The sequence below is a fragment of the Nonomuraea sp. NPDC059007 genome (assembly GCF_042740555.1).
Lineage (GTDB): Bacteria > Actinomycetota > Actinomycetes > Streptosporangiales > Streptosporangiaceae > Nonomuraea.
Map to the genome: position 1 here is coordinate 410,045 of NZ_JBHYJD010000003.1, position 19,611 is coordinate 429,655.

At 71.3% G+C, this 19,611-nt stretch carries 17 protein-coding genes; 5 read left to right on the forward strand and 12 right to left on the reverse strand.

The window, feature by feature from the left end; genetic code table 11:
• Positions 1-269: 269 nt before the first annotated feature.
• Entirely contained in the window at positions 270-764 is a 495-nt protein-coding gene (locus ACFWY5_RS07230; protein WP_026214021.1) for a transcriptional regulator, read from the forward strand.
• A gap of 405 nt (positions 765-1,169) precedes the next feature.
• Here the strand turns inward: ACFWY5_RS07230 and ACFWY5_RS07235 are convergent, their stop codons facing one another.
• Together ACFWY5_RS07235 and ACFWY5_RS07240 are read right to left on the reverse strand one after the other, a co-directional pair.
• Positions 1,170-1,637: a protein-tyrosine phosphatase family protein gene (locus tag ACFWY5_RS07235; protein WP_379621383.1), complete on the reverse strand. Its 468-nt coding sequence runs from the start codon at positions 1,635-1,637 to the stop codon at positions 1,170-1,172.
• A gap of 721 nt (positions 1,638-2,358) precedes the next feature.
• A complete protein-coding gene (locus ACFWY5_RS07240) occupies positions 2,359-2,805 on the reverse strand; it encodes an SAV_6107 family HEPN domain-containing protein (protein ID WP_379621385.1) in 447 nt (148 codons plus the stop codon).
• Between the two features lie 653 nt (positions 2,806-3,458).
• Between ACFWY5_RS07240 and ACFWY5_RS07245 the strand changes: the two genes are divergently transcribed.
• Complete coding sequence (locus ACFWY5_RS07245; RefSeq protein WP_379630797.1) at positions 3,459-5,234, forward strand: bifunctional metallophosphatase/5'-nucleotidase; 1,776 nt, start codon at positions 3,459-3,461, stop codon at positions 5,232-5,234.
• Between the two features lie 7 nt (positions 5,235-5,241).
• On the opposite strand, the gene ACFWY5_RS07250 is transcribed toward ACFWY5_RS07245, so the two are convergent.
• Together ACFWY5_RS07250 and ACFWY5_RS07255 are read right to left on the reverse strand one after the other, a co-directional pair.
• Entirely contained in the window at positions 5,242-5,430 is a 189-nt protein-coding gene (locus tag ACFWY5_RS07250) for a ferredoxin (protein WP_184960620.1), read from the reverse strand.
• Positions 5,431-5,440: 10 nt separating this feature from the next.
• Positions 5,441-6,622, reverse strand: a complete 1,182-nt coding sequence (locus ACFWY5_RS07255) for a cytochrome P450 (protein WP_379630798.1) — start codon at positions 6,620-6,622, stop codon at positions 5,441-5,443.
• Positions 6,623-6,692: 70 nt separating this feature from the next.
• Here ACFWY5_RS07255 and ACFWY5_RS07260 point away from each other — a divergent pair, with 70 nt between their 5' ends.
• Positions 6,693-7,286: a TetR/AcrR family transcriptional regulator gene (locus ACFWY5_RS07260; RefSeq protein WP_379621391.1), complete on the forward strand. Its 594-nt coding sequence runs from the start codon at positions 6,693-6,695 to the stop codon at positions 7,284-7,286.
• Here ACFWY5_RS07260 and ACFWY5_RS07265 read toward each other — a convergent pair.
• Genes ACFWY5_RS07265 through ACFWY5_RS07275 form a run of 3 tightly spaced genes read right to left on the reverse strand, consistent with a single transcriptional unit; the run spans position 7,283 to position 11,696 of the window.
• Positions 7,283-8,416 (reverse strand): ROK family protein, encoded by a 1,134-nt coding sequence (locus ACFWY5_RS07265; RefSeq protein ID WP_379630799.1) that lies wholly within the window; start codon positions 8,414-8,416, stop codon positions 7,283-7,285. The two genes, ACFWY5_RS07260 and ACFWY5_RS07265, sit on opposite strands and share 4 nt — an antisense overlap.
• A gap of 5 nt (positions 8,417-8,421) precedes the next feature.
• The gene (locus ACFWY5_RS07270) at positions 8,422-9,654 is read right to left on the reverse strand and encodes a Gfo/Idh/MocA family protein (protein WP_379630800.1); all 1,233 of its coding nucleotides are present in this window, start codon (positions 9,652-9,654) and stop codon (positions 8,422-8,424) included.
• Positions 9,651-11,696 (reverse strand): alpha-galactosidase, encoded by a 2,046-nt coding sequence (locus ACFWY5_RS07275; RefSeq protein ID WP_379630801.1) that lies wholly within the window; start codon positions 11,694-11,696, stop codon positions 9,651-9,653. Before ACFWY5_RS07275 ends, ACFWY5_RS07270 begins: the two co-directional genes overlap by 4 nt.
• A 71-nt stretch (positions 11,697-11,767) precedes the next feature.
• Here ACFWY5_RS07275 and ACFWY5_RS07280 point away from each other — a divergent pair, with 71 nt between their 5' ends.
• Together ACFWY5_RS07280 and ACFWY5_RS07285 are read left to right on the forward strand one after the other, a co-directional pair.
• The gene (locus ACFWY5_RS07280; protein WP_379630802.1) at positions 11,768-12,952 is read left to right on the forward strand and encodes an ROK family protein; all 1,185 of its coding nucleotides are present in this window, start codon (positions 11,768-11,770) and stop codon (positions 12,950-12,952) included.
• Positions 12,953-14,740, forward strand: coding sequence for a glycoside hydrolase family 36 protein (locus tag ACFWY5_RS07285; RefSeq protein ID WP_379630803.1), 1,788 nt, complete (start codon positions 12,953-12,955; stop codon positions 14,738-14,740).
• Here ACFWY5_RS07285 and ACFWY5_RS07290 read toward each other — a convergent pair.
• From ACFWY5_RS07290 to ACFWY5_RS07310, 5 genes are read right to left on the reverse strand one after another with little or no spacing between them, the layout of a single operon-like run.
• Positions 14,727-15,098, reverse strand: coding sequence for a VOC family protein (locus ACFWY5_RS07290; RefSeq protein ID WP_379630804.1), 372 nt, complete (start codon positions 15,096-15,098; stop codon positions 14,727-14,729). The two genes, ACFWY5_RS07285 and ACFWY5_RS07290, sit on opposite strands and share 14 nt — an antisense overlap.
• Positions 15,098-15,484 carry a VOC family protein gene (locus ACFWY5_RS07295; RefSeq protein ID WP_379621405.1) on the reverse strand — a complete coding sequence of 129 codons (387 nt, stop codon included), beginning with the start codon at positions 15,482-15,484 and terminating at the stop codon, positions 15,098-15,100. The genes ACFWY5_RS07290 and ACFWY5_RS07295 overlap by 1 nt, the downstream gene beginning before the upstream one ends.
• A 57-nt stretch (positions 15,485-15,541) precedes the next feature.
• Entirely contained in the window at positions 15,542-17,107 is a 1,566-nt protein-coding gene (locus ACFWY5_RS07300) for a right-handed parallel beta-helix repeat-containing protein (protein WP_379630805.1), read from the reverse strand.
• A gap of 9 nt (positions 17,108-17,116) precedes the next feature.
• Positions 17,117-18,292, reverse strand: coding sequence for a hypothetical protein (locus ACFWY5_RS07305; protein WP_379630806.1), 1,176 nt, complete (start codon positions 18,290-18,292; stop codon positions 17,117-17,119).
• Entirely contained in the window at positions 18,289-19,611 is a 1,323-nt protein-coding gene (locus ACFWY5_RS07310) for a BNR-4 repeat-containing protein (RefSeq protein WP_379630807.1), read from the reverse strand. Before ACFWY5_RS07310 ends, ACFWY5_RS07305 begins: the two co-directional genes overlap by 4 nt.

A 19,611-nucleotide genomic window follows, 5' to 3' on the forward strand; every position in this document is an offset into this window, starting at 1 on the left:
ACTGTTATCAACGGGACAAGAGGGGCGTTTGAGGCGATCCATACCGGACCGGATTCGGCATCTTTTTTCCAATCAGCTTGACCTTCGGCTTAACCCCCTTTACCGTCACTGTGCGTAACCACTTTGCGCGGCGTTCTGGGGTAAACCCGGGGCCATGGCTACCGATGGTGCCGAGCTTGGCACCAGACCCCCCGGTGGCCGGGTCAATCGTCGCAAAGGCGCACAATCTACTGAGAGCAGTACATAACACGAGCCGGGGGGCCACAACGATGCCGTCTGAGTACGCAAAGTCGCTGGGTGCACGACTCCGCGCGATCCGCACCCAGCAGGGGCTTTCCCTGCACGGAGTCGAGGAGAAGTCGCGCGGACGCTGGAAAGCCGTGGTCGTAGGCTCCTATGAGCGCGGCGACCGGGCCGTCACGGTGCAGAAGCTTGCCGAGCTTGCCGACTTCTACGGGGTACCGGTGTCCGAGCTGCTGCCGGGCGGCGCCGCCCCCAGCCCTCTCGGCCCGACACCCAAGCTTGTGATCGACCTCGAACGTCTGGCCACGCTGCCGAAGGAGAAGGCCGGGGCACTCGCCCGGTACGCGGCGACGATCCAGTCGCAGCGCGGTGACTACAACGGCAAGGTGCTCTCGATCCGGCAGGAGGACCTGCGCTCCCTTGCCGTGATCTATGACAAGTCGCCGAGTGAGCTGACCGAGGAACTGATCAGCTGGGGCGTACTCGACGCCGAGGCCCGGCGGGCGGTCGAGTCGTTCTGACCTGGTTCGTGAGGAGGGCGCGCCTGAACACCTCAGGCGCGCCTTTCGCGCTTCCCCGGGCCTTTGGTGGTGTCCGTGGTCCCGCGGGGTCTCAGCGGCTCTTCAGGCGTCGCATCCAGCAGGAACCCGCACGCACGCGGACACGCAGGCTCAGGGACACATCGCCCTGACCAACAGACCCTGTAGGGCACGCCTCGGGCGAAGCGCACAAGCTCGGTGGCGGGCGCTCGGCCTCGGTCGGGACTTGAGGACCACATCGGTCGAGGCGCACAGGCTTGCCGGCGGCACTTGGGTCGTGAGGGTGCCATGTGATGGGGCTGGTTGTGCGCTTGGCCGGTCAACGGGGCGCCGTTGCGGCGGGTACCACGTCCGACGTGAGAAGCGATCCCCACGATCGGCGCCCGCTCACGACGGCGGGTGGCGTGGGGGCGGCTGTGCCGTAACGGATGAAAACCTCGACACCCACCGACGCTGCCAGGGGGTTTCGACGGCGCGGGGGTGATGGTGGGCGCGGGTCCAGGCGATCGCGTCGGCGGGGGCGAGGCCGGACAGCACAGCCAGGCACGACAGGACCGTGCCGGTGCGGCCCACTCCGCCCCCGCAGGCGACCTCGGCACGTTCGCCGGCCTGGAGCCGTTCGTGCAGGGCTCGGATCAGGCGGACCGCTTCGCCCGTGTCGCGTGGCAGCAGGAAGTCCGGCCAGTCGATCCAGTCGTGTGGCCAGGTGTGTTCGTGCTTGCGTCGCAGCTTGGAGGTGCCGAGATAGAGGCCGTAGCCGGGGTCCGGCCCCTCGGGTGCGGGGTTACGCAGCCCGCGCCCACGCACCCAGCCTCCGTCCGGCAGTCGGATCGCGCCGGTGAGTCGATCGTTCATCCGGCGACGATAGACCCGGCCCGGCCCTGGCGGCCCGTCCCGGACGCTGCGGCCGGTGCGGTCAACGACATCGGTGACCGCACCGACCAGGCATGAAGATGCTCACCCCAGGCCAGATCGGCCCACAGCGAAACCACCGAGCCCTGCCCGGCACACCAGGCTTCGGCCACATCCGCCAACCGTCACCGCATGCCCAGCGCGGCGGGGGGGGGGCCCGTGGGGGGGGGGGCCCGCCGCGCGGGCCCCCCCCCAGGCGGGGGGGGGCCCGCCCCCGCCCCCGGGCACCGCAGGCCCTGCGGGGCGTCCCCCGCCCTATGGGGTGCCTACCCCGGCCAGGCCACGCCTCCTGATGGCGGGCGGTCGCCGCCAGGCGCCAGGTGCCGGATGATGCGCTGTGGCCGGCAGGCAGACGGTGCCGGATGGCGTGCTGTCGCCGCCGGGTGGTGCGCTGTCGTTGGGCAGGGTCGCAGGTGATGAGGGTGGTCGCTGGTGCCTCTGGGCATGCGGCTGCCGCCCTTCGCGGGGCGCTGTTGTCCCGGGCGGCTTGGGTGGGCGGTGGGTGGCTCGTTGGTCAGGGCGATCCACTTCGCCGGGGATTGTCGCCTGGGGCAGGTGTGGGCGCCCGGGGCGGACCGGGGCGCGCTGGGGTGGTGGTGGGGGGGTGCCCCCTCGCCGGTAGTGGGAGCCGGCATGGGGGAAGGCCATGCCGTGGTGGCTCGTGCTAGCCGGCGAGGGGGATGTCCATGGGGAGTTGGGGCTGGGCGGGGACGCCCAGGAGGGACTCGGCCGTGGTGACGAACGTCTCGGCCTCGGCCAGGAGTTCGTCGGCGTCGGCCGAGGTGATGCCGCGGACCACGCCAGCCTCGGCAGCGGCGCGCTTGGCGGCGCTCTGCGCGAAGTAGGCGGCCCACGGGGCAAGGTCGGGTTCGGCTTCGGGCAGGAGCTCCCAGGCGCTGCGCAGGCGGCGTCTGCGGCCCTCCATCGGCCTCGGGTGGGCGGCCAGGATCGCGGCGGACGCTCTCAGCGCCGCCATGTGGGCCGCCACATATCGTGTCGCCGGGGTGCGGGCCGTCATCGCCTCAGCCAGGCAGGCACGTGCATCCGCCAGGTGTGCCCGCACCGCGGGCGACAGCCGGGGGCCGGTGTTGTCTGTCTGCCGTCGGGACATCTTGCGCGCCTCCTTGGGGTTATGGGGGCTGCCGGCGTTTCCACCGGTGGTGCTAACAATTTCAGAGCCCACCGACATTTCCGCCGGGCGGCCGGACGAGGAGCTTCCCCTCACCCCGTCCGGCCGGGACGCGCCCACTCGTCTCCGCCGACGACGAGGACACGCCCTTCGCCCGTGGACCCTGATCGCGGACCTCCGCCATGGGGGAGGCGGTTCGCCCGCGACCAGGACCTGCAGACGCGAGCCGCGAGCCCCGCGTCCAGCATCGAACATAATTTCGATCACCTTGGATGTCAACCGATTCTGCGAACACGGGTTCGATCAGCGACCGGCGGAGGCGGCCACACTGGGGGATCGTGCTCTTTCCGGCCCACAGCCCAACCACGAGGCGGGATCCGCCCTTCAGGGGTTCACCCCACAGGGTCGAAGAACTGCACTGCGCACGGCGAAGAAGAGCCGCGCCACAACCTCCTAAGCACGCCACCCACAAGCCGGCCGGCCACGAACGCCCGAGCGAAGCACCGCGCCAAGGGTGGATCTTCGGGAGCAAGAACCGTTGGTGATCGTTTGCCCGGGGTTGGGGAACGCTTTACCGGACGTAGGGGCGAGACCCGGAGGATCTGGCACGCAATTACCGACAATAGGAGCATTGCGTGCGATTCCCCCTTCGAGGCGCGGTCATCGCCGCGGCCATAGCCGTCCTCAGCGGGACCCAAGCCTTCGCCGATACGCGGGCCGCCGAACCCCCCACGGCGGACTCGGCCTCCGGCCGCAGGTCCGTCGACGTGCAGTTGCTGTCCCTCACGGACTTCCACGGCTACATCCGTCCCCACACCGACGCCGGCAACGGCACCATCAAGGACGCCCAGGGCAACACCATCGTGGTGGGCGGCGCGCCGTACATCGCGACGCATCTGAACAACCTGCGCCAGGGCAGGCGCAACACCGTCACCTTCACCACGGGAGACAGTTTCAGCGGCTGGCCGCCGGAGGTGGCCAGGCTGGCCGACGAGCCGACGATCGAGTTCCTGAACAAGATCGGCGTGGACTTCTCGGCCGTGGGCAACCATGAGCTGGACATCTCGCTGGAGTTCCTGCGCGACCACATGGGCCGCGGCAAGTGCTTCGGGCAGCGCGGCCTGGACAGCTGTTTCACCGACTCCGACGGGCGCCGTTTCCGCGGCGCGCGCTTCGACTTCTCCGCGGCCAACGTGACGCGCAAGGGCAGCACGCGGCCGGTGCTCAAGCCCTATGTGATCAAGTACTTCCAGGGCGTGCCGGTCGGGTTCATCAACCTGACGACCACGACGACGGTGGACGGCTCGACCTCGTTCCAGCCGTCGCTGGACAACCTGCCGCTGGTGGAGACGGCCGACAAGTACGTGGCCGAGCTCAAGCGGCGCGGCGTCGAGGCGATCGTGGCCAACGTCCACGAGGGCGGTACGGCCGGCGACGTCTACGACCGGTGCAACGCCAACCCCACCGGCCCGGTCATCGACTTCGCCCGGCAGGCCTCCGCCGAGATCGACGCGATCGTGACGGGCCACTGGCACGCGCCGTTCAACTGCTCGATCCCCGACCCGGAGGGCAACCCGCGCCCGGTCGTCGAGGCCGCCTTCCACGGCAAGCTGATCAACGAGATCAACCTGAAGATCGACCGCCGCACCCGCGAGGTGATCCGCTCGGCCACGGTCTCCACGAACCACCCGGTCACCAGGGACGTCCCCGCCGACCCGGCGATGGTCAAGCTGGTCGACCACTGGGTGGCCGCCGAGAAGGGCGTCTCCGCCCGCCAGGTCGGTACGATCACCGGCGACCTGACCAGGACCCGCGACGCCGACGGCGAGAGCACGCTCGGCAACGTGCTCGCCGACGCCGAGCGCGCCGACAGTGCCGACGCCGACCTGGCCATGGTGGCGGTGGCGCCGGTGAAGGGCTCGAACTCGTTGCGCGGCGACCTGCGCTTCGCCAAGGGCGCGGATCCGGCCGACGGTGACGGCAAGGTGCTGTTCGGCGAGGCGTGGAACACCTGGGGCTACGCCAACCCGGTGGTCACCGCGACCGTCAAGGGCAGCCAGATCGACCAGGCGCTTGAGCAGCAGTGGCAGACGCAGCCCAACGGGACAGTGCGCTTCGCCCCGCTTGCCGTATCAGGAAATGTCCGCTTCTCGTATGACGTGAGCAAGCCGGTCGGCGAGCGCGTCGAGAACGTGCTCATCGACGGCAAGCCGCTCGACCCGGCCCGCGGCTACCGTCTCGCCGCCCTGGCCTACACCCTGATCGGCGCCGACGGTTACAGCGCCTTCGCCGGGTACACCGGCGCGGTCCGCGGCAGCCGGGACTACGAGGCCTTCCGTGCTTTCCTCGCGAAGGGCCCCGTCTCCCCGCCCGCCCTGGACCGCGCCGTCGCCGTGAACGCCGCTTCCTGACTCGTGCTCAGACGCTGATCGCGCCCGAAGGGCACTGTTGTACGGCCCGCCGTACCAGAGCCTCCTGCCCTTCCGGAACGGGTGAGACGAGCACCACGACGGTGCCCTCCTCCTCGCTCTGGTCGAACACCTCGGGCGCGGTCAGCGCGCACATGCCGGCTCCGATGCAGACGTCCGTGTCCGCTTTGATCTCCATGCCTACCTCTCTACCAGGTCACGGGGAGGCGGTGCACACCATAGATGGCCATGTCCGAGCGCATCGGCACCTCCGAAGGCGCGCACGCCAGCCGTAGACCGGGGAAGCGCCGCAGCAGCGCGGGGAAGGCGATGCGCATCTCGATCCTGGCCAGTTGCTGGCCGAGGCACTGGTGGATGCCGTGCCCGAAGGTCAGGTGGCCGGCGGTGGCGCGGGTGAGGTCGAGCCGGTCGGGCGCCTCGAAGTGGGCGGGGTCGCGGTTGGCCGAGGACAGCGAGATCGTGACCGACTCCCCCGCCTTGATCCGGTGGCCCTCGATCTCGACGTCCTCCAGCGCCGCCCTGATCGGGCCGGCGTGGATGATCGTGAGGTAGCGGAGCAGTTCCTCGACCCCGTTGTCCACCGCCGACGGGTCATCGCGCATGAGCGCGAGCTGGCCGGGGTTGGTGAGCAGGGCGTAGGTGCCGAGGCCGAGCATGTTCGCGGTGGTCTCGTGGCCGGCGATGAGCAGCAGGAACGCCACGCCGAGCAGTTCGTCGTCCTCCAGGTCGAGCAGCCCGCTGAGCAGCGCCTCGTCGGGCTGGGCGCGCTTCTTCGCGATGAGCCCGTACAGGTACCCGGCCAGATCCTGGTAGGCGGCGATCAGCGTGTCGGCCTCGCCGTCGAACGACAGCAGCGTGGCCGAGTCGCGCTGGAAAGTCTCCCTGTCCTCGTACGGCACGCCGAGCAGCTCGCAGATGACCAGCGACGGAATCGGCAGCGCGAAGTCCTTGACCAGGTCGGCCGGCGCCGTCATGAAGTCGAGCCGCTCCTCGGTGATCTCGGCGATCCGCGGCTCCAGCCCCTTCATCCGCCGGACCGTGAACTGGCCGGTCAGCAGCTTGCGGAAGCGGGTGTGGTCGGGCGGGTCCATCCGCAGGAACATCCCCGGCTGCGGCTTGCTGTCCGGCATCTGCTTCTTGAACTTCTCCGCGATCGCCGCTCGCGACGGGATGGCCTGGTGCTGGAGCTCCATGCGGTTGCTGAAGCGGTTGTCGGCGAGGATGGCGCGGGCGGCGCCGTATCCGGTGACGAGCCAGCCCTCGTGGCCGTCCGGGTAGGTCATGCGGTGCACGGAACCCTGCTCGCGCAGGACGCCGAACTCGTCGGGCGGGTCGAGCGGCCGCTGCCGCCGCATGGGAAAGGTTGTCATGAGTCCAGAAAACCTCAATTGATGTAATTTTTCAATGGATGCAAATCATAAGGCAGTGTAGAGTTTCGCCATGACGGGGCTACGCGAGCGCAAGAAGGTGCGCACCAGGCACGCGCTGATCGAGGCTGCGCTCCGGCTCTTCGCCGAGAAGGGCTACGAGGAGACCACGCTGGCCGAGATCGCCGCGGCGGCCGACGTGTCGACACGCACGTTCTTCAGCTACTTCGACAGCAAGGAAGACGTGCTCTTCCATGACGGCGGCCTGCGGCTGGAGACCGTGCTCGACATGGTCAGGCAGCGCCGCCCCGGCGAGCCGATCGGCGAGCTTCTGCTGCGGGTGACCGAGACCAGCCTGAACTGGACCGCCAAGGAGGACCTCGCGCTCGACCTGAGCCCCGAGCGGGCCCACCTGATCATGAGCGTGCCCGCCCTGCAGGCCAAGGCGCTGCACCTGCTGTTCGACAGCCAGCTGCGGCTGGCCAAGGCGCTGCACGAGGCCTACGCGGACGAGCTCGACCTCCTGGAGGCGGCCACGATCGTCGGCTCGCTGGTGGGGGCGGCCAAGCTGACCGTGATGGCGGCCATGGACCGGGGCGACTCGCTGGAGGAGGTCTGGCAGGCCGCCCGCACCGCCGCCGCCGTGACCATCAGCCGGTTGAGCTAACCGGGGCCCAGGCCGATGAGGGCCATGATCGTGACCGCCGCCGCGGCGCGCGCCCACGACTCGGGGGGCAGCGGCTCGACGATCAGCGGGCAGCCGCCCGCCGCGCCGAACGCCTGCGGACCATAGGCGGCGCGCAGATCCCTCTCCAGTACGGCCACGCTGTCCCCGGTGACCACGACCTTCTCGGGCCCGAACATGTTGACCATGGCCGCGATGCCCCGTCCCACCGCCCGTCCGGCCGCGGCGAACGACTCCAGCGCCGCCCGCTCGCCCGCCTGAGCCAGGGCGATGGCGCCGGGCAGGTCCAGGGCGGCCCGACCGGTCGCGGCGCGGATCCGGGCCACGACGGCGGGCTCGGCGGCGATCGCCTGGACGCAGCCCCGGCCGCCGCAGTGGCAGCGCGGGCCGGCGTCGTCCACCGGGACGTGGCCGATCTCGCCGGCCACGCCGTACCCTCCCTCGACCAGCGTGCCGTTGACCACGAGCCCGCAGCCGACCCCCTCGCCCACCGTCACCAGCGCGAACGAGCGGGTGCCCGCCCCCTCCCCGAACCACTGCTCGGCGACGGTCAGCGCCCTCACGTCGTTCTCGACGGTGGCCGGCAGGCCGGTCGCCTCGCGCACGAGCGCCGCGAGCGGCACGTCGTGCCAGCCCGGGTACGGCCCGCGCCGCACCGTGCCGGAGCGCCGGTCCACCTCCCCCGGCACCGCCACCCCCACCCGCCGCACCAGGGCGCCGGGCGCGCCCACGACGGCGACGGCACGGGCGATGGCGGCGACCGCGGCGGCCACGTCCGCGCCGGGCAGGGGAACCCGGTGCGCCGCCCGCACCCCGGCCCGCAGGTCCGCCAGCACCACGACCAGTTCCCCCGCTCGCAGCCACACCCCGGCGAAGAACTCCCGATCGGCCCGTACGGCCAGCGGCGCCGCCGGCCGCCCCGACCCGGCCAAGGCCGGCCCGACGGGCAGTTCGTCCAGGTACCCGGCGGCCAGGATGGGCCTGACCACCTTGGTGACGGCCGCCGTCGACAATCCCGTGACCCGCGACACCTCGGTCCTGGAGATCGGCCCGCGGGTGAGCACGGTGGCGAAGACGGCGGTGGCCGCGGGCGTCAGCGTGACGCGGTCCATGCGACTCAGACCCGCACCGGCAGGCCCGTCTCGATGGACGTGTTGGCCGCGATGCCGATCCCGGCGGCGCGGATGCCGTCGGTGTAGTCGGCGCGGCGGCCGAGCGGGTCGGGGGCCGGGGTGCCGAACAGGTCGTCGAGCAGGAGCCGGTCGCCGCCGCCGTGCCCGCCGGAGCCGGTCGGGATCTCGATCTCCTCGGCGGGTTCCCAGTGGCGCTGCAGGACGAGGCGCTCGCCGCGTACCCGGCCCTCGGTGAGCCGTCTGGCGCCCTTGCCGAGCTTGGCGGCCGAGTCCGGGTCGGCCCATTCGCGTTCGACGACGTCGAGTTCGATCCGGCCGAGCGTGCCGTTGAGCGCGACCCGGTAGCCCTCCCAGGGCGCGTGCGCGTGCAGCGAGTAGGTCAGCAGCGCCCGGGAGTCGTAGCGGACGAGCACCGCCATGTTGTCCTCGATGGTGACGCCGGGGGCGAAGACGTCCTGGTCGCGGTGGTAGCCGTCCTCGTGCTCGGCCTGGAGGTAGAGGGTTTCGAGGCGGGGGTCGGCGGCGAGGTCGATGGAGAAGCGGTCGGCGCCGATGAGGCCGGAGTCCCGGCTGCGGGGCGGGCGCGGGCCGGGAGCGTTGGCGGGGCCGTAGAAGCGCAGGTCGCCTTGCGCGTAGACGGTCCGCGGATCGGCGGCCAGCCACCAGTTGACCAGGTCGAAGTGGTGGCCGGACTTGTGCACGAGCAGGCCGCCGGAGTTGGCCTTGTCGCGGTGCCAGCGGCGGAAGTAGTCGGCGCCGTGCATGGTGTCGAGCAGCCATTCGAAGTGCACGGAGGTGACCTCGCCGATGGCGCCCTCGGCGAGCAGGCGCTTGACCGTGGAGTTGCGCGGCGAGTAGCGGTAGTTGAAGGTGATCGTCACGTCGCCGGCGGCCTTGGCGATGGCCCGGCAGCCCTCGGCCGTGGTGGCGAGGGGCTTCTCGACGATGACGGCGCAGCCGCGCTCCAGGGCGGCGACGGCGTAGACGTGGTGGGTGCGGTCGGGGCTGGTGACGATGACGACGTCGGGGCGCGCCCGGTCGAGCATCTGGCCGAAGTCCCGGTAGGCGGGCACGTCGGCGCCGTAGGAGGCCATGCGGGAGGCGTTGGTGTCGCAGAAGGCGACCAGGTCGCCCGTGTGGCTCCAGTCGCCCCTCAGGGCGTTGACGTACATCCCGGCGCGGTGTCCGAGTCCGACGATGGCGTAGCGGCGGGTCAAGGCTGCTCCTTGCGCAGGCGGATGAGGGCGCTGGCGTAGTCGTCGCTGGGGAAGGGGGGCAGCAGGCCGCGTGAGGTCAGCAGCACGCCGTGGTGGACGGCGCCGGTGTCCTCGTCGCGGTAGCGGGCGTCGGGGTCGAGCCCGGAAAGGCGCAGGGGCACGCCGGGCGCGCCGAACGCGCCGCGGCGCCTGAAGGCGAGCACGACGACCCGGTCGCCGAGCGTGTACTGCACGGCCTCGCGCAGCCGGTGCAGCTCGCCGTGCTGGACGACCGGGCGGATGTCCTTGTAGACGGCGACCAGCTCGGCGGCCTCGTCGAGCTCCCGCTCGCTCCAGTTCGGCAGGTCGCCGCCGAGTCCGAGCACGCCGGCCATGGCCACGTGGAAGCGGAAGGCGAGCGGCACGCGCCGGCCGGTGATCGGGTTGGGGCTGTCGGTGACCCAGGCGGCCATGGCGCCGGCCGGGTAGATCTGGGTGAAGCCGTGCTGGATGGACAGGCGGTCGGCGGCGTCGGTGTTGTCGGAGGTCCAGACCTGGTCGGTGCGGGCCATGATGCCGAGGTCGGTACGCCCGCCGCCGCCCGAGCAGGCCTCCACGCGCAGGTGCGGATGGTCGGCGCGCAGCCGGTCGAGGATGGAGTAGACGGCCCGCACGTGGCCGACCAGCAGGTCGCCCGGGCCGGCCTGGGTGAAGGTGCGGTTGCAGTCCCACTTGAGGAAGTCGATGGCGTGCTCGCTGACCAGCCGGTGCAGCCATTTGTGCGCCCAGTCGGCCACCTCGGGGCGGGAGAAGTCGAGCAGGAGCTGGTGGCGCAGCTCGGTGCGCGGCCGTCCCGGCATGTGCACGACCCAGTCGGGGTGCTCGCGGTAGAGGTCGCTGTCGGGGTTGACCATCTCGGGCTCCACCCACAGCCCGAACTTCATGCCGAGCCGGTGGACCTCCTCGATGAGCGGCGTCAGCCCGTGCGGGAAACGTTCGGGATTGGGCCACCAGTCGCCGAGCCCGGCCCGGTCGCTGGTGCGCCCGCCGAACCAGGCGTCGTCCATGACGAACACCTCCGCGCCGACCCGGGCGGCCAGCGCCGCCATGCGTTTCTGGCTCTCCTCGCCGACGTGGAAGCCGACGGCCTCCCACGAGTTGTAGAGCAGGGGCCGCAGCTCGCCGGCGGCCGGACGGACGTGCTCGTTGACATACCGATGCCAGGTACGGCTGGCGCCCCCGAACCCGCCGTCGGAGTAGAGCCCGGCGAAGACCGGCGTGCTCCACGCGGTCCCCTGCCAGGACACCCCTTCGTGGCCGAACCCGCCGGTCCAGCCGGTGCGCCCGGAAGGGGTCCGGCCGAGCGTGACGCGCCAGCTCCCGCTCCAGGCCAGGGCGGCGCTCCAGACCTCGCCGTGCTCCTCGCCCGCCTCGCCGGCGTCCACCATGACCCAGGGGTTGGCCTGGTGGCTGGTGATGCCGCGCCGGCTGGTCAGCACGGTCTCGCCGACGGGCAACTCCACGCGGCGCACGGAGTTCTCGGCGGCCCATCCGCCGCTGGCGTGGCTGAGCCGGTATCCGGGCAGCGGGGGCAGGTTCCAGGCGGCCGAGTCGCAGCGCAGCAGCGTGACGGGCTCCTCCGAGCGGATCTCCGTCCAGCGCTCGACGACGTCGCAGCCCGCGCGCACGCGGTAGTGCAGCGCCACCTCCACCGGGTGGGCGCGGTCGCGCATCAGGATCGTCAGGTGGCCGTCCTCGATCTCGTGCCCGGTGTGCTGCCACTCGACGCCGGTGTCGCCGTTGGCGAAGCGGATCTGCAGGGAGGCGGCGCCGTAGCGGGCGCCGGCCTCGGTGAGGAGTTCCTCGGCCACGCCGGACTCGTCGAAACTACTGGCCCTGAACGGCACGGCCCCGGGCAGCGCGGCGGCCTGCTCGGGTGTGAGCCTCGGCCCCCAGTGCAGGCAGGCGGGCACGTCGTCGTCGGTGAGCCCGATGACGTAGCTGGTGCGTGGAGTGGTGAGCGACCAGCGGCGTCGCGCGGGATCGAAAGCGATGAGGCTCATGATCTGGAGCCTAGGCACGGCCTCTCGCGAATTCAATTCTTGACGAAGTTAATTACTGCTACTATGCGGCCATGCTGGATCCCTCGCGCGGGCGGGCGGCGACGATCACGAGCCCGGCCTCCGCCACCGTCTTCACCATGGTCCTGACGCAGGGTCCGGTCTCCCGCGTGGAGATCGCCAGGCGCACCGGCCTGTCGTCGGCGGCCGTCACCAAGGCGGCCAGGCCGTTCATCGACGCGGGATATCTCTTCGAGATGGCGGCCACCGAGCGTACCGGCCCCGGCGCGGGCCGCCCGGCCAGCCCCCTGGCCATCCGCCCCGACCGGGAGTTCTTCGTCGGGGTGAAGATCACCGACGACGACCTCATCGGCGTCGTCACCGACCTGCGCGCCCAGGTCGTCGAGGAGGCCCACCGGCCGCTGACCGCGCGCACGCCCGAGCACGTGGTGACGGAGCTCAAAGCGCTCGCCGACGAACTGCTCGGCCGCGCGCCCGGCTACCGCGAGCGCTGCCACTCCCTCGGCCTGGCCATCTCCGGCGACGTCGACAAGAACACCGGGCTGGTGCGCTACTCCCCCTTCCTGCGCTGGCACGAGGTGCCGCTCGGCGAGCTGGCCGGGGCCGCGACCGGCCTGACCGTCACCGTGGAGAACGACGTCAAGGCGCTCACCGTGGCAGAGCACTGGTTCGGCGAAGGCGTGGGCGCCTCGTCGTTCGCGCTGGTCACGGTCGGGCTCGGCATCGGCTGCGCGGTCGTCGTGGACGATCGCCTGGTGGCCGGGGCGCGCGGCGTGGCCGGCGAGATCGGGCACGTGCCGGTCGGCGGCGACAGCCCTCCGTGCCACTGCGGCGGCCACGGCTGCGTGGAGGCCATCGCGGGCACCCCGGCCGTCGTCGCGGCGGCCCGCGCGGCGCTGGGCGACGACACGCTGACGCTCGACGGCGCCATGGCCGCGGCGCGCTCGGGCTCACCGGCCGCCATGGCGGTCTTCGCCCGCGCGGGCGAGGCGATCGGACGGGCGATGGCGGCCATGGCCAACCTCATCGGCCCAGAGCGCATCATCGTCAGCGGCGACATGCCGGGCCTGGCCGCCTACGAACTGTTCGAGGACCAACTCCGCACGGCCTTCACCCAGCAGGCCTTCGGCGCGGCGGCCGACTGCCGCCTGATCCTGCGGCCCTCGCCGTTCGAGCAGTGGGCCCGCGGCGCCGCCGCGGTGGCCATCCAGACCCTCTTCACCCTCCAGGAGAGATGAGTGACCGCGACCATCTGGCAGCCCCACGACACCGCCGCGGCCTCGGGCGTGGTGGAGATCCCCCTGGGCCTCGGCGGCCTGGTGGCCCAGGCGAGCGCGGTGGCGGCGGACGCCGCCGGCGCGCCCGTCGAGCTGGCGTGGGAGGTCGTGCCCACCGGCGACGGCGTGGTGGAGGTGCGGGTGACACCCGGGGCGCCGGCGGCGGTGCGCGTGGCGTGGCGGGTGCCGTGCGTGGACGTGACCGCCTTCTGGGTGCCCGACAGCGGCGAGCACCGGGGCCTGCCGCCGTTCTGGCGCCGCCCGCGCCAGACCTCGCTGGAGAAGGGCGCGCCGGTGGGCGCGCTGATCGGGGCGGGCGACGTGTCGGTGTGCACGTACGCGGTGGCCGAGGTCGTGCGGCCGGTGCTGATCCGCACGGGCGTGGTCGAGGAGACGGGTGACTTCGGCTTCTGGGCCGAGCACCGGGCCGCCCCGGGGGCCGGCCTCGTGCTGCGGCTCGACCTCAGCGGCCGGCACTTCGCCGACACGCTGGCCGGCGTCGCCGCCTGGTGGTCGGCCGGGCGCGGCGCGCGGGAGGTGCCGCGCGCCGCGCGGATGCCCGCCTACTCCACCTGGTACGCCATGCAGCAGCACGTGAGCGCCGAAAGCGTGGAACGCCAGGCGGCGGCGGCCGCCGCCCTGGGCTGCGAGGCGATCATCGTGGACGACGGCTGGCACAGCGACGACCGGGGCCGGGGCTACGGCTACGTGGGCGAGTGGCTCCCCTCCCCCACCGCATTCCCCGACATGTCCGGACACGTCGCCAAGGTCCGTGCCCACGGCCTCGCCTACCTGCTCTGGTACGCGCTCCCCTTCGTCGGCCGCCACACCCCGCTCTGGGACCAGGTCCAGGACTACAGCCTCACCTACAAGCCCCACATGAACGCCGTCGTCGTCGACCCCCGCTACCCCCACATCCGCGACCTGCTCACCGACAACCTCGCCCGCGCCGTCGAGGAGTGGGGCATGGACGGGCTCAAGATCGACTTTATCGACCAGTTCGCCGTCGAGGACCCGCCGGAGCCCGGCCCCGAGGCCGACTGCGCCACCGTCAACGAGGGCGTGCGCCTCCTGCTGGCCGAGCTGGGCGCGCGCCTGCCCGCGGACGCGCCGATCGAGCTGCGGCAGCCGTACGTCAGCCCGGGGCTCTGGGGGCAGGCCGCGATGGTGCGCGCCTCCGACTGCCCGCTCAGCGCGCTGCACAACCGCCAGCGCACGATCGACCTGCGCCTGGTCGCGGGGCCGCTGGCCGTACACGCGGACATGATGATGTGGCACCCGGCGGAGAGCGCCGAGCGCGTCGCCGTGCAGCTGATCAACGTGTTGTTCGCGGTGCCGCAGATCTCCGTGGACCTCACCGCGCAGAGCGCCGCGCAGACGGCGGCGCTGCGCTTCTGGCTGGCGTTCGTGAAGGAGCACGCCGAGGTGCTGCAGCGTGGACAGCTGCGGCCGTCGCGGCCCGACCTGCAGTATCCGCTGGTCACCGCGCGGGGCGACGGCGTGGTGATCGCCGCGCGCTACGCGCCGGTGCCGGTCGCGGCGCCCTCTTCGGGCACGCTGTGGCTGGCCAACGCCGACGACGACACCGCCGTCCTGCTCACCTCCGCCCTCGCCGGTACGGCCCGCGCCACCGTCTACGACTGCCGCGGCGAGGTCGTGGGCCGGGGCGCGCACGCGTTCGAGGCCGCCGGCACGCACCAGATCACGGTGCCCACCGGCGGCCTGCTGCAGCTGGTCAGATCTGGATGACCGACAGCACGTTGCCGGCCGGGTCGGTGAACCACGCGATCGGCGGCCCGCCGGCCCGCATGACGCCGTTGGCCTCCTGCTCGAAACCCGGGTAGCGGGCGAACTCCACGCCGCGCTCGCCGAGCTGCTCGACGGCTTTGTCGATGTCGTCGACGGGGAAGTTCAGGATGGTGTAGCCGGCGGGCTCGTGCGCCTCCCCCTTGGGATAGACGAGGATGTCACGATCACCGGCGATGTGCAGGGTGAGCATCCCGTTCTCCTCCGAGACCCGCAGGCCGAGCACGCCCTCGTAGAACGCCTTGGCCTTGGGCACGTCGTCGACGGAGAATCCGCTGAACGCCTTGGTCTGGCCGAACATCACTTCGCCTCCATTTCCGCGCGGTGCTCGGGGCTGAGCTGGATGATCTGGACGTAGTTGCCGTCGGGGTCGATCGCGGTGGCGAACAGGCTGCCGTCGCGGTCCTCCAGCGGAGCCAGCCAGGTCACCCCGAGGCCCTCCATGCGGGCCGTGACCTCTCTCGCATTGTCCACCTGGAAGTTGAGGATCATCCTGGCGGGCTCGGGGTTCTTGCCGCTCACGTCGGCGCGCCGGTCGAAGAGCACGCCGAACGTGCCGAAGCGCAGGTAGCGGTAGTCGCCGAGGTCGGCCGTCTCGGCCGGCTCCAGCGCCGCGGCGTACCAGTCGCTGAGCCGGACCGGGTCGGTGCTGGCCAGCAGCATGCTGTCCAGGGCGGGGCTGGTCATGTCTTCCTCCGGGGTCGTGGGTCGCTTTCCTATGCAGACCCCGGAGGAAGCCGGAACTCATCGGTGGCGGTCGAGGAACTGTGCCTGATAGAGCGAGGGCGGCAGCAGGCCGGGCCGGTTGGCGCCCTCGATGTAGCCCGCGGGCTGGGCGAACGGGCCGTCGCCGGTGATCGTCCCGCGGCAGCCGATGGCGTAGTTCTGGGCCGTGGGCGGCTTCTGGACGATCAGCCTGCTGGTGGACACGTCGCAGTTCCAGGCGACGGAATGGGCCGCCGACCAGCCGTGCGAGGTGCCGTAGCGACCGCGGTTGTACAGGCCGAGCGTGTAGTCGTAGTGCGGGTCGAGATCGCGGTGGCCGTCGAAGAGCAGGCCCTGCGACCAGCGGCGGTGGCCCTCGCTGGAGTTGAGCGCGTACTCCGAGACGCCGCGCAGGAACACGATGCCGGAGACCGTGCTGTGGCCGTTGGAGACGAAGGCGTGCCTGGCCTTGTAGGCGTAGCAGTCCTTGAACAGGATCTGCTGCGAGTAGGTGTAGGTGTTGAAGTTGTAGCGGCGGCTGCCGGTGACGATGCTGACCGGGTCGACGGCGCGGCAGTTCTGGATGGTGGCGCGGGTGGTCTCCTGGGTGGCGAAGCCGGCCTGGGTGAAGTGCAGGGCGGTGCAGTCGCGTACCCAGGCGTCCTCGCAGCGCAGCAGGTAGATCGCGTTGTAGGCGTGGTTCTCGTCCTGCTCGGGATCGCCCGTGTACTCGATGTCGACGCGCAGGCGCTCCACGCCGACCTCGGTGACCAGCCCGGCCCGGTCCCAGGTGTAGAGGAAGGACGGGCTGTGGGCGCGGTCGAGGTGGTTGTAGAGGGGCACGTCGACCGTCACGACGTCCCCGGAGACGTCGGTGACGTAGCGGTTGAAGTACAGCGGGTGCTCGCCCACCTTCCACGGCGGGCCGACGTCGTGCCCGCCGTGGTCGATCGCCTTCAGCCACTCCTCGGTGCAGGGGTGGGTGATGACGACGTTGTGCCCGGCCCGCAGCGCGCCCGGGTCGGCGACCCGGAACTCGCGCGCGCCGACCTGCACGAAGTCGCTCGTGATGCCGGTACGGGTGCCGGGAACCTCACCCCGCCAGCCGCCGCCCGCGACGCCGCCGACCACGATGACGTTGCGGTCCTTGGGCGTGTTGCCGGTGGCCTTGATGATCGTGTCCGACGCGGGGTCGGCCCCGTCGCCCGTGCCGCGCAGTACGAGGCCGTCGGCGCGCACGTACAGGGTGCCCGCGACCGGATAGAGGCCGGGCAGCAACAGCAGCGCGCCACGCCGCCGCCGGGGCAGCGCCGCCACCTCGTCGAGCGCGGCCTGGATGTGCGCGGTGTTGTCGCCCTCGACGGGCCTGATCACCTTGACCACGCGCACGTGCGGGATGGGCCGCTCGCCGCCCCGGTAGCCCGCGTGGCTGAAGTCCGGGACGCGGTTGCCCTCGGCGTCGGCGGTGTAGACGAGGCGGCCGCGGCGGTCGTAGCGCACGAGGGCGGACTGCCAGAGGGCGCCCGCCCGTGCGGGGGCCGTGCCCGCGGCGGCGAACGCCAGCGCGCCGCCGGCGGCCAGTAACCCGCGCCTGGTGAGATCCATGCTCCGCTCCTACCTGATGACGATCTTGTCGAGCTCGGGCGTCCTGGCGGTGAGGTTGAAGAAGCGGATGTTGTTGACGCCCGCGATCAGCGGCACCTGGACGGTCGTCGTGGTGATCTTGTCGGGGGTGCCGGTCATGGGCACCTCGACGGAGTCTGCGCCGTTCACGCTGACGCGGAAGGACTGGGCGCCGTTGACGACGGCGTGGACGGTCATCTCCTTGGTCGCGGTGGTCTCGGAGAGGATGCCCTTGACCGTGGTGTAGTCGTAGGTGTTGCCGCCGATGAGGATGGTCTTGAGCCCGCCGGAGCAGATCTTGCAGTAGACGGGTTCCGCCGCGCCCTCGAAGAGCGTGCCCTTGCGCTCGGCCTCGTACGCGGCCGGGTCGGGCGCCGGCAGCCGGACCGGCGGGTTGACCGGCCCCAGCGTCCACGCCTTGAGGTCCCTGACCAGCATGTGGGTGTCCTGCAGGCCGGTGCTGCGGATGCTGCGGTAGATGCCCCACTTCGGACGGTTGTACTGCTCTTCCGTCCAGTAGAAGTCGATGTCGTCGATCCGCTGGTCCACCAGCGTGCGGTGGCCGTCCTTCAGCACCCAGCGCATGTAGCCCTTGTCGCTGGACTTGATCTCGATCGTGGTGGTGACCCACTTGTTCTGGATCGCCTCCAGGTCGTAGGAGGCGAAGCCGTGCGTGGCGTTGTCGGCCAGCGTCCAGTAGCGGGCCTCGATCTTCTGCACGCCGCTCTTGATCGGCAGGGAGAGCTGGGCGACCGGCGTGCCGATGTCGGAGGTCTTGAGCTGCCAGATGTGGCTGAAGCTGGAGGTGGCGTCCAGGGTGTCGGGAATGTACATCTGCCAGCTGATCCGCCAGGTCTCGTCCTTGCGCATCTCCAGGGCGCGGCCCCGGCCGTCGCGCATGCCGCGTACCTCGTTGCGCTGGCGGTCGGAGCCGTCGCGGTCCACGGTGTGCATGTCGAAGCGCCAGGCGTTCCTGCCGGCGGAGACGTGCGGCATGCCGTCGGCGTGCGAGCCGCGCCGGTCGTCCTCCAGCGCCTCGAAGGCGTTGACGCCGTCGCGCGACGGGCTGGGGTTCCAGCGCAGTTCCCAGCGATCGCCCGCGGCCTGCGCCGCGGACGGGGTGAAGGCGGCCACCAGCACGAGCGCCGCCGCGAGCTGCCTGATCATCGAATCTCTCCCACGGCGTAGACGTTTCCGGTCTGCACGGTCTGGTCCTGGGTGCCGGTGTTGGTCTCGGCGAGCATGCGGACCGGGTCCTTGCCGCCCTCGATCACGTTGCCCTTCTGGAGCTTGGTGTCGGTCCAGATGTACTGTCCCTGCCGCCAGTTCCGGCCGCGGTCGAGGGTGAAGGCGGTGATGCCCGGCTCGCTGCCCCTGGTGGTGTAGACCCGGAGCGTGTGGGGGCCGGTCTTCTCGCTGTCGAGCAGGCCGTACTCCTGGGTGAGGCGGGTGAAGTCCCACGAGCGGCCGTTCCAGCGGCCCGCGGTCAGCCACGCGCGCTGTCCGCCGGTCTGGTTGTCGTAGAAGACGATCACCGGCTTGCCGTCGGCCATGACCTGGACCGAGTGGGTGAAGCCGGTGCCGTGCAGCAGTTCCCTGTTGCTGCGCCAGACGATCGCCTTGTCCAGCATCTCGGCCTGGTCGAGCTGGGTGCCGAGGTCCTCGCCGGTGACCGTGGAGAAGTGCCGGGTGGCCGGGTCGAAGACGGCGTAGAACACGTCGTGGATCTGGGTGCCGTGGCCGTGGACGTCGGGCTTGCCGCCGCCCGCCATCGTCCAGAGCATGTGGAAGCGGCCGCCGTACTCGGTCATCTCGGCGACGTAGACCTCGTCCATGTTGTCCGCGCGCTCGGAACCGAGGATGTACGGGTGGCCGGTCAGCTCGCCCGAGCTCTTCCAGGTCACGCCGTCGTCGGTGGACATGAGGTACTGCATCGGCCGGTCGTCGACGAAGGCCGTCTTGTCGTCCTCCTTGAGCGTGTCGCGGAAGAAGACGTAGACGTCGCCGTTGCGGGCCTTCAGCGCCATCGGGTAGGAGGCGTAGTAGGGCGCGACGTCACCGAGGCCGCGGTCGCTCCACGTTCCGTCGGCCGCCCGCGTGGCCAGGCGCAGCGGCGAGTTGTGCGCGCCGTGGAAGACCAGCAGCTTGCCGTCGTCGGCCTGGACCATGACCGGGTAGTTGTGCTTGTCCTTGAAGGAGGAGCCGATCTTGACCGGCGTGCTCCAGCGGCCGCCCTTGTGGTCGTAGTCCTGGAAGTAGGCGTCGGAGTCCTTGCCCATCCAGGAGACATAGGTCCGGTCCGCCTTGCGGTCGTACAGGCCCGCGCCCATCGGGCGGCGGTCGCTGTGGACGCGGGCGTGGGTGGCGGTGGTCTGCGCGACGAGCGTGCCGCCCCTGTCGTGCTGGGGTTCGGCCCGCGCGTTGGTGAAGACACCGAGGGCGAGGGCGGCCGCCGCCGTGGCGGCGCCGATCCGGGTGGGGTGCAC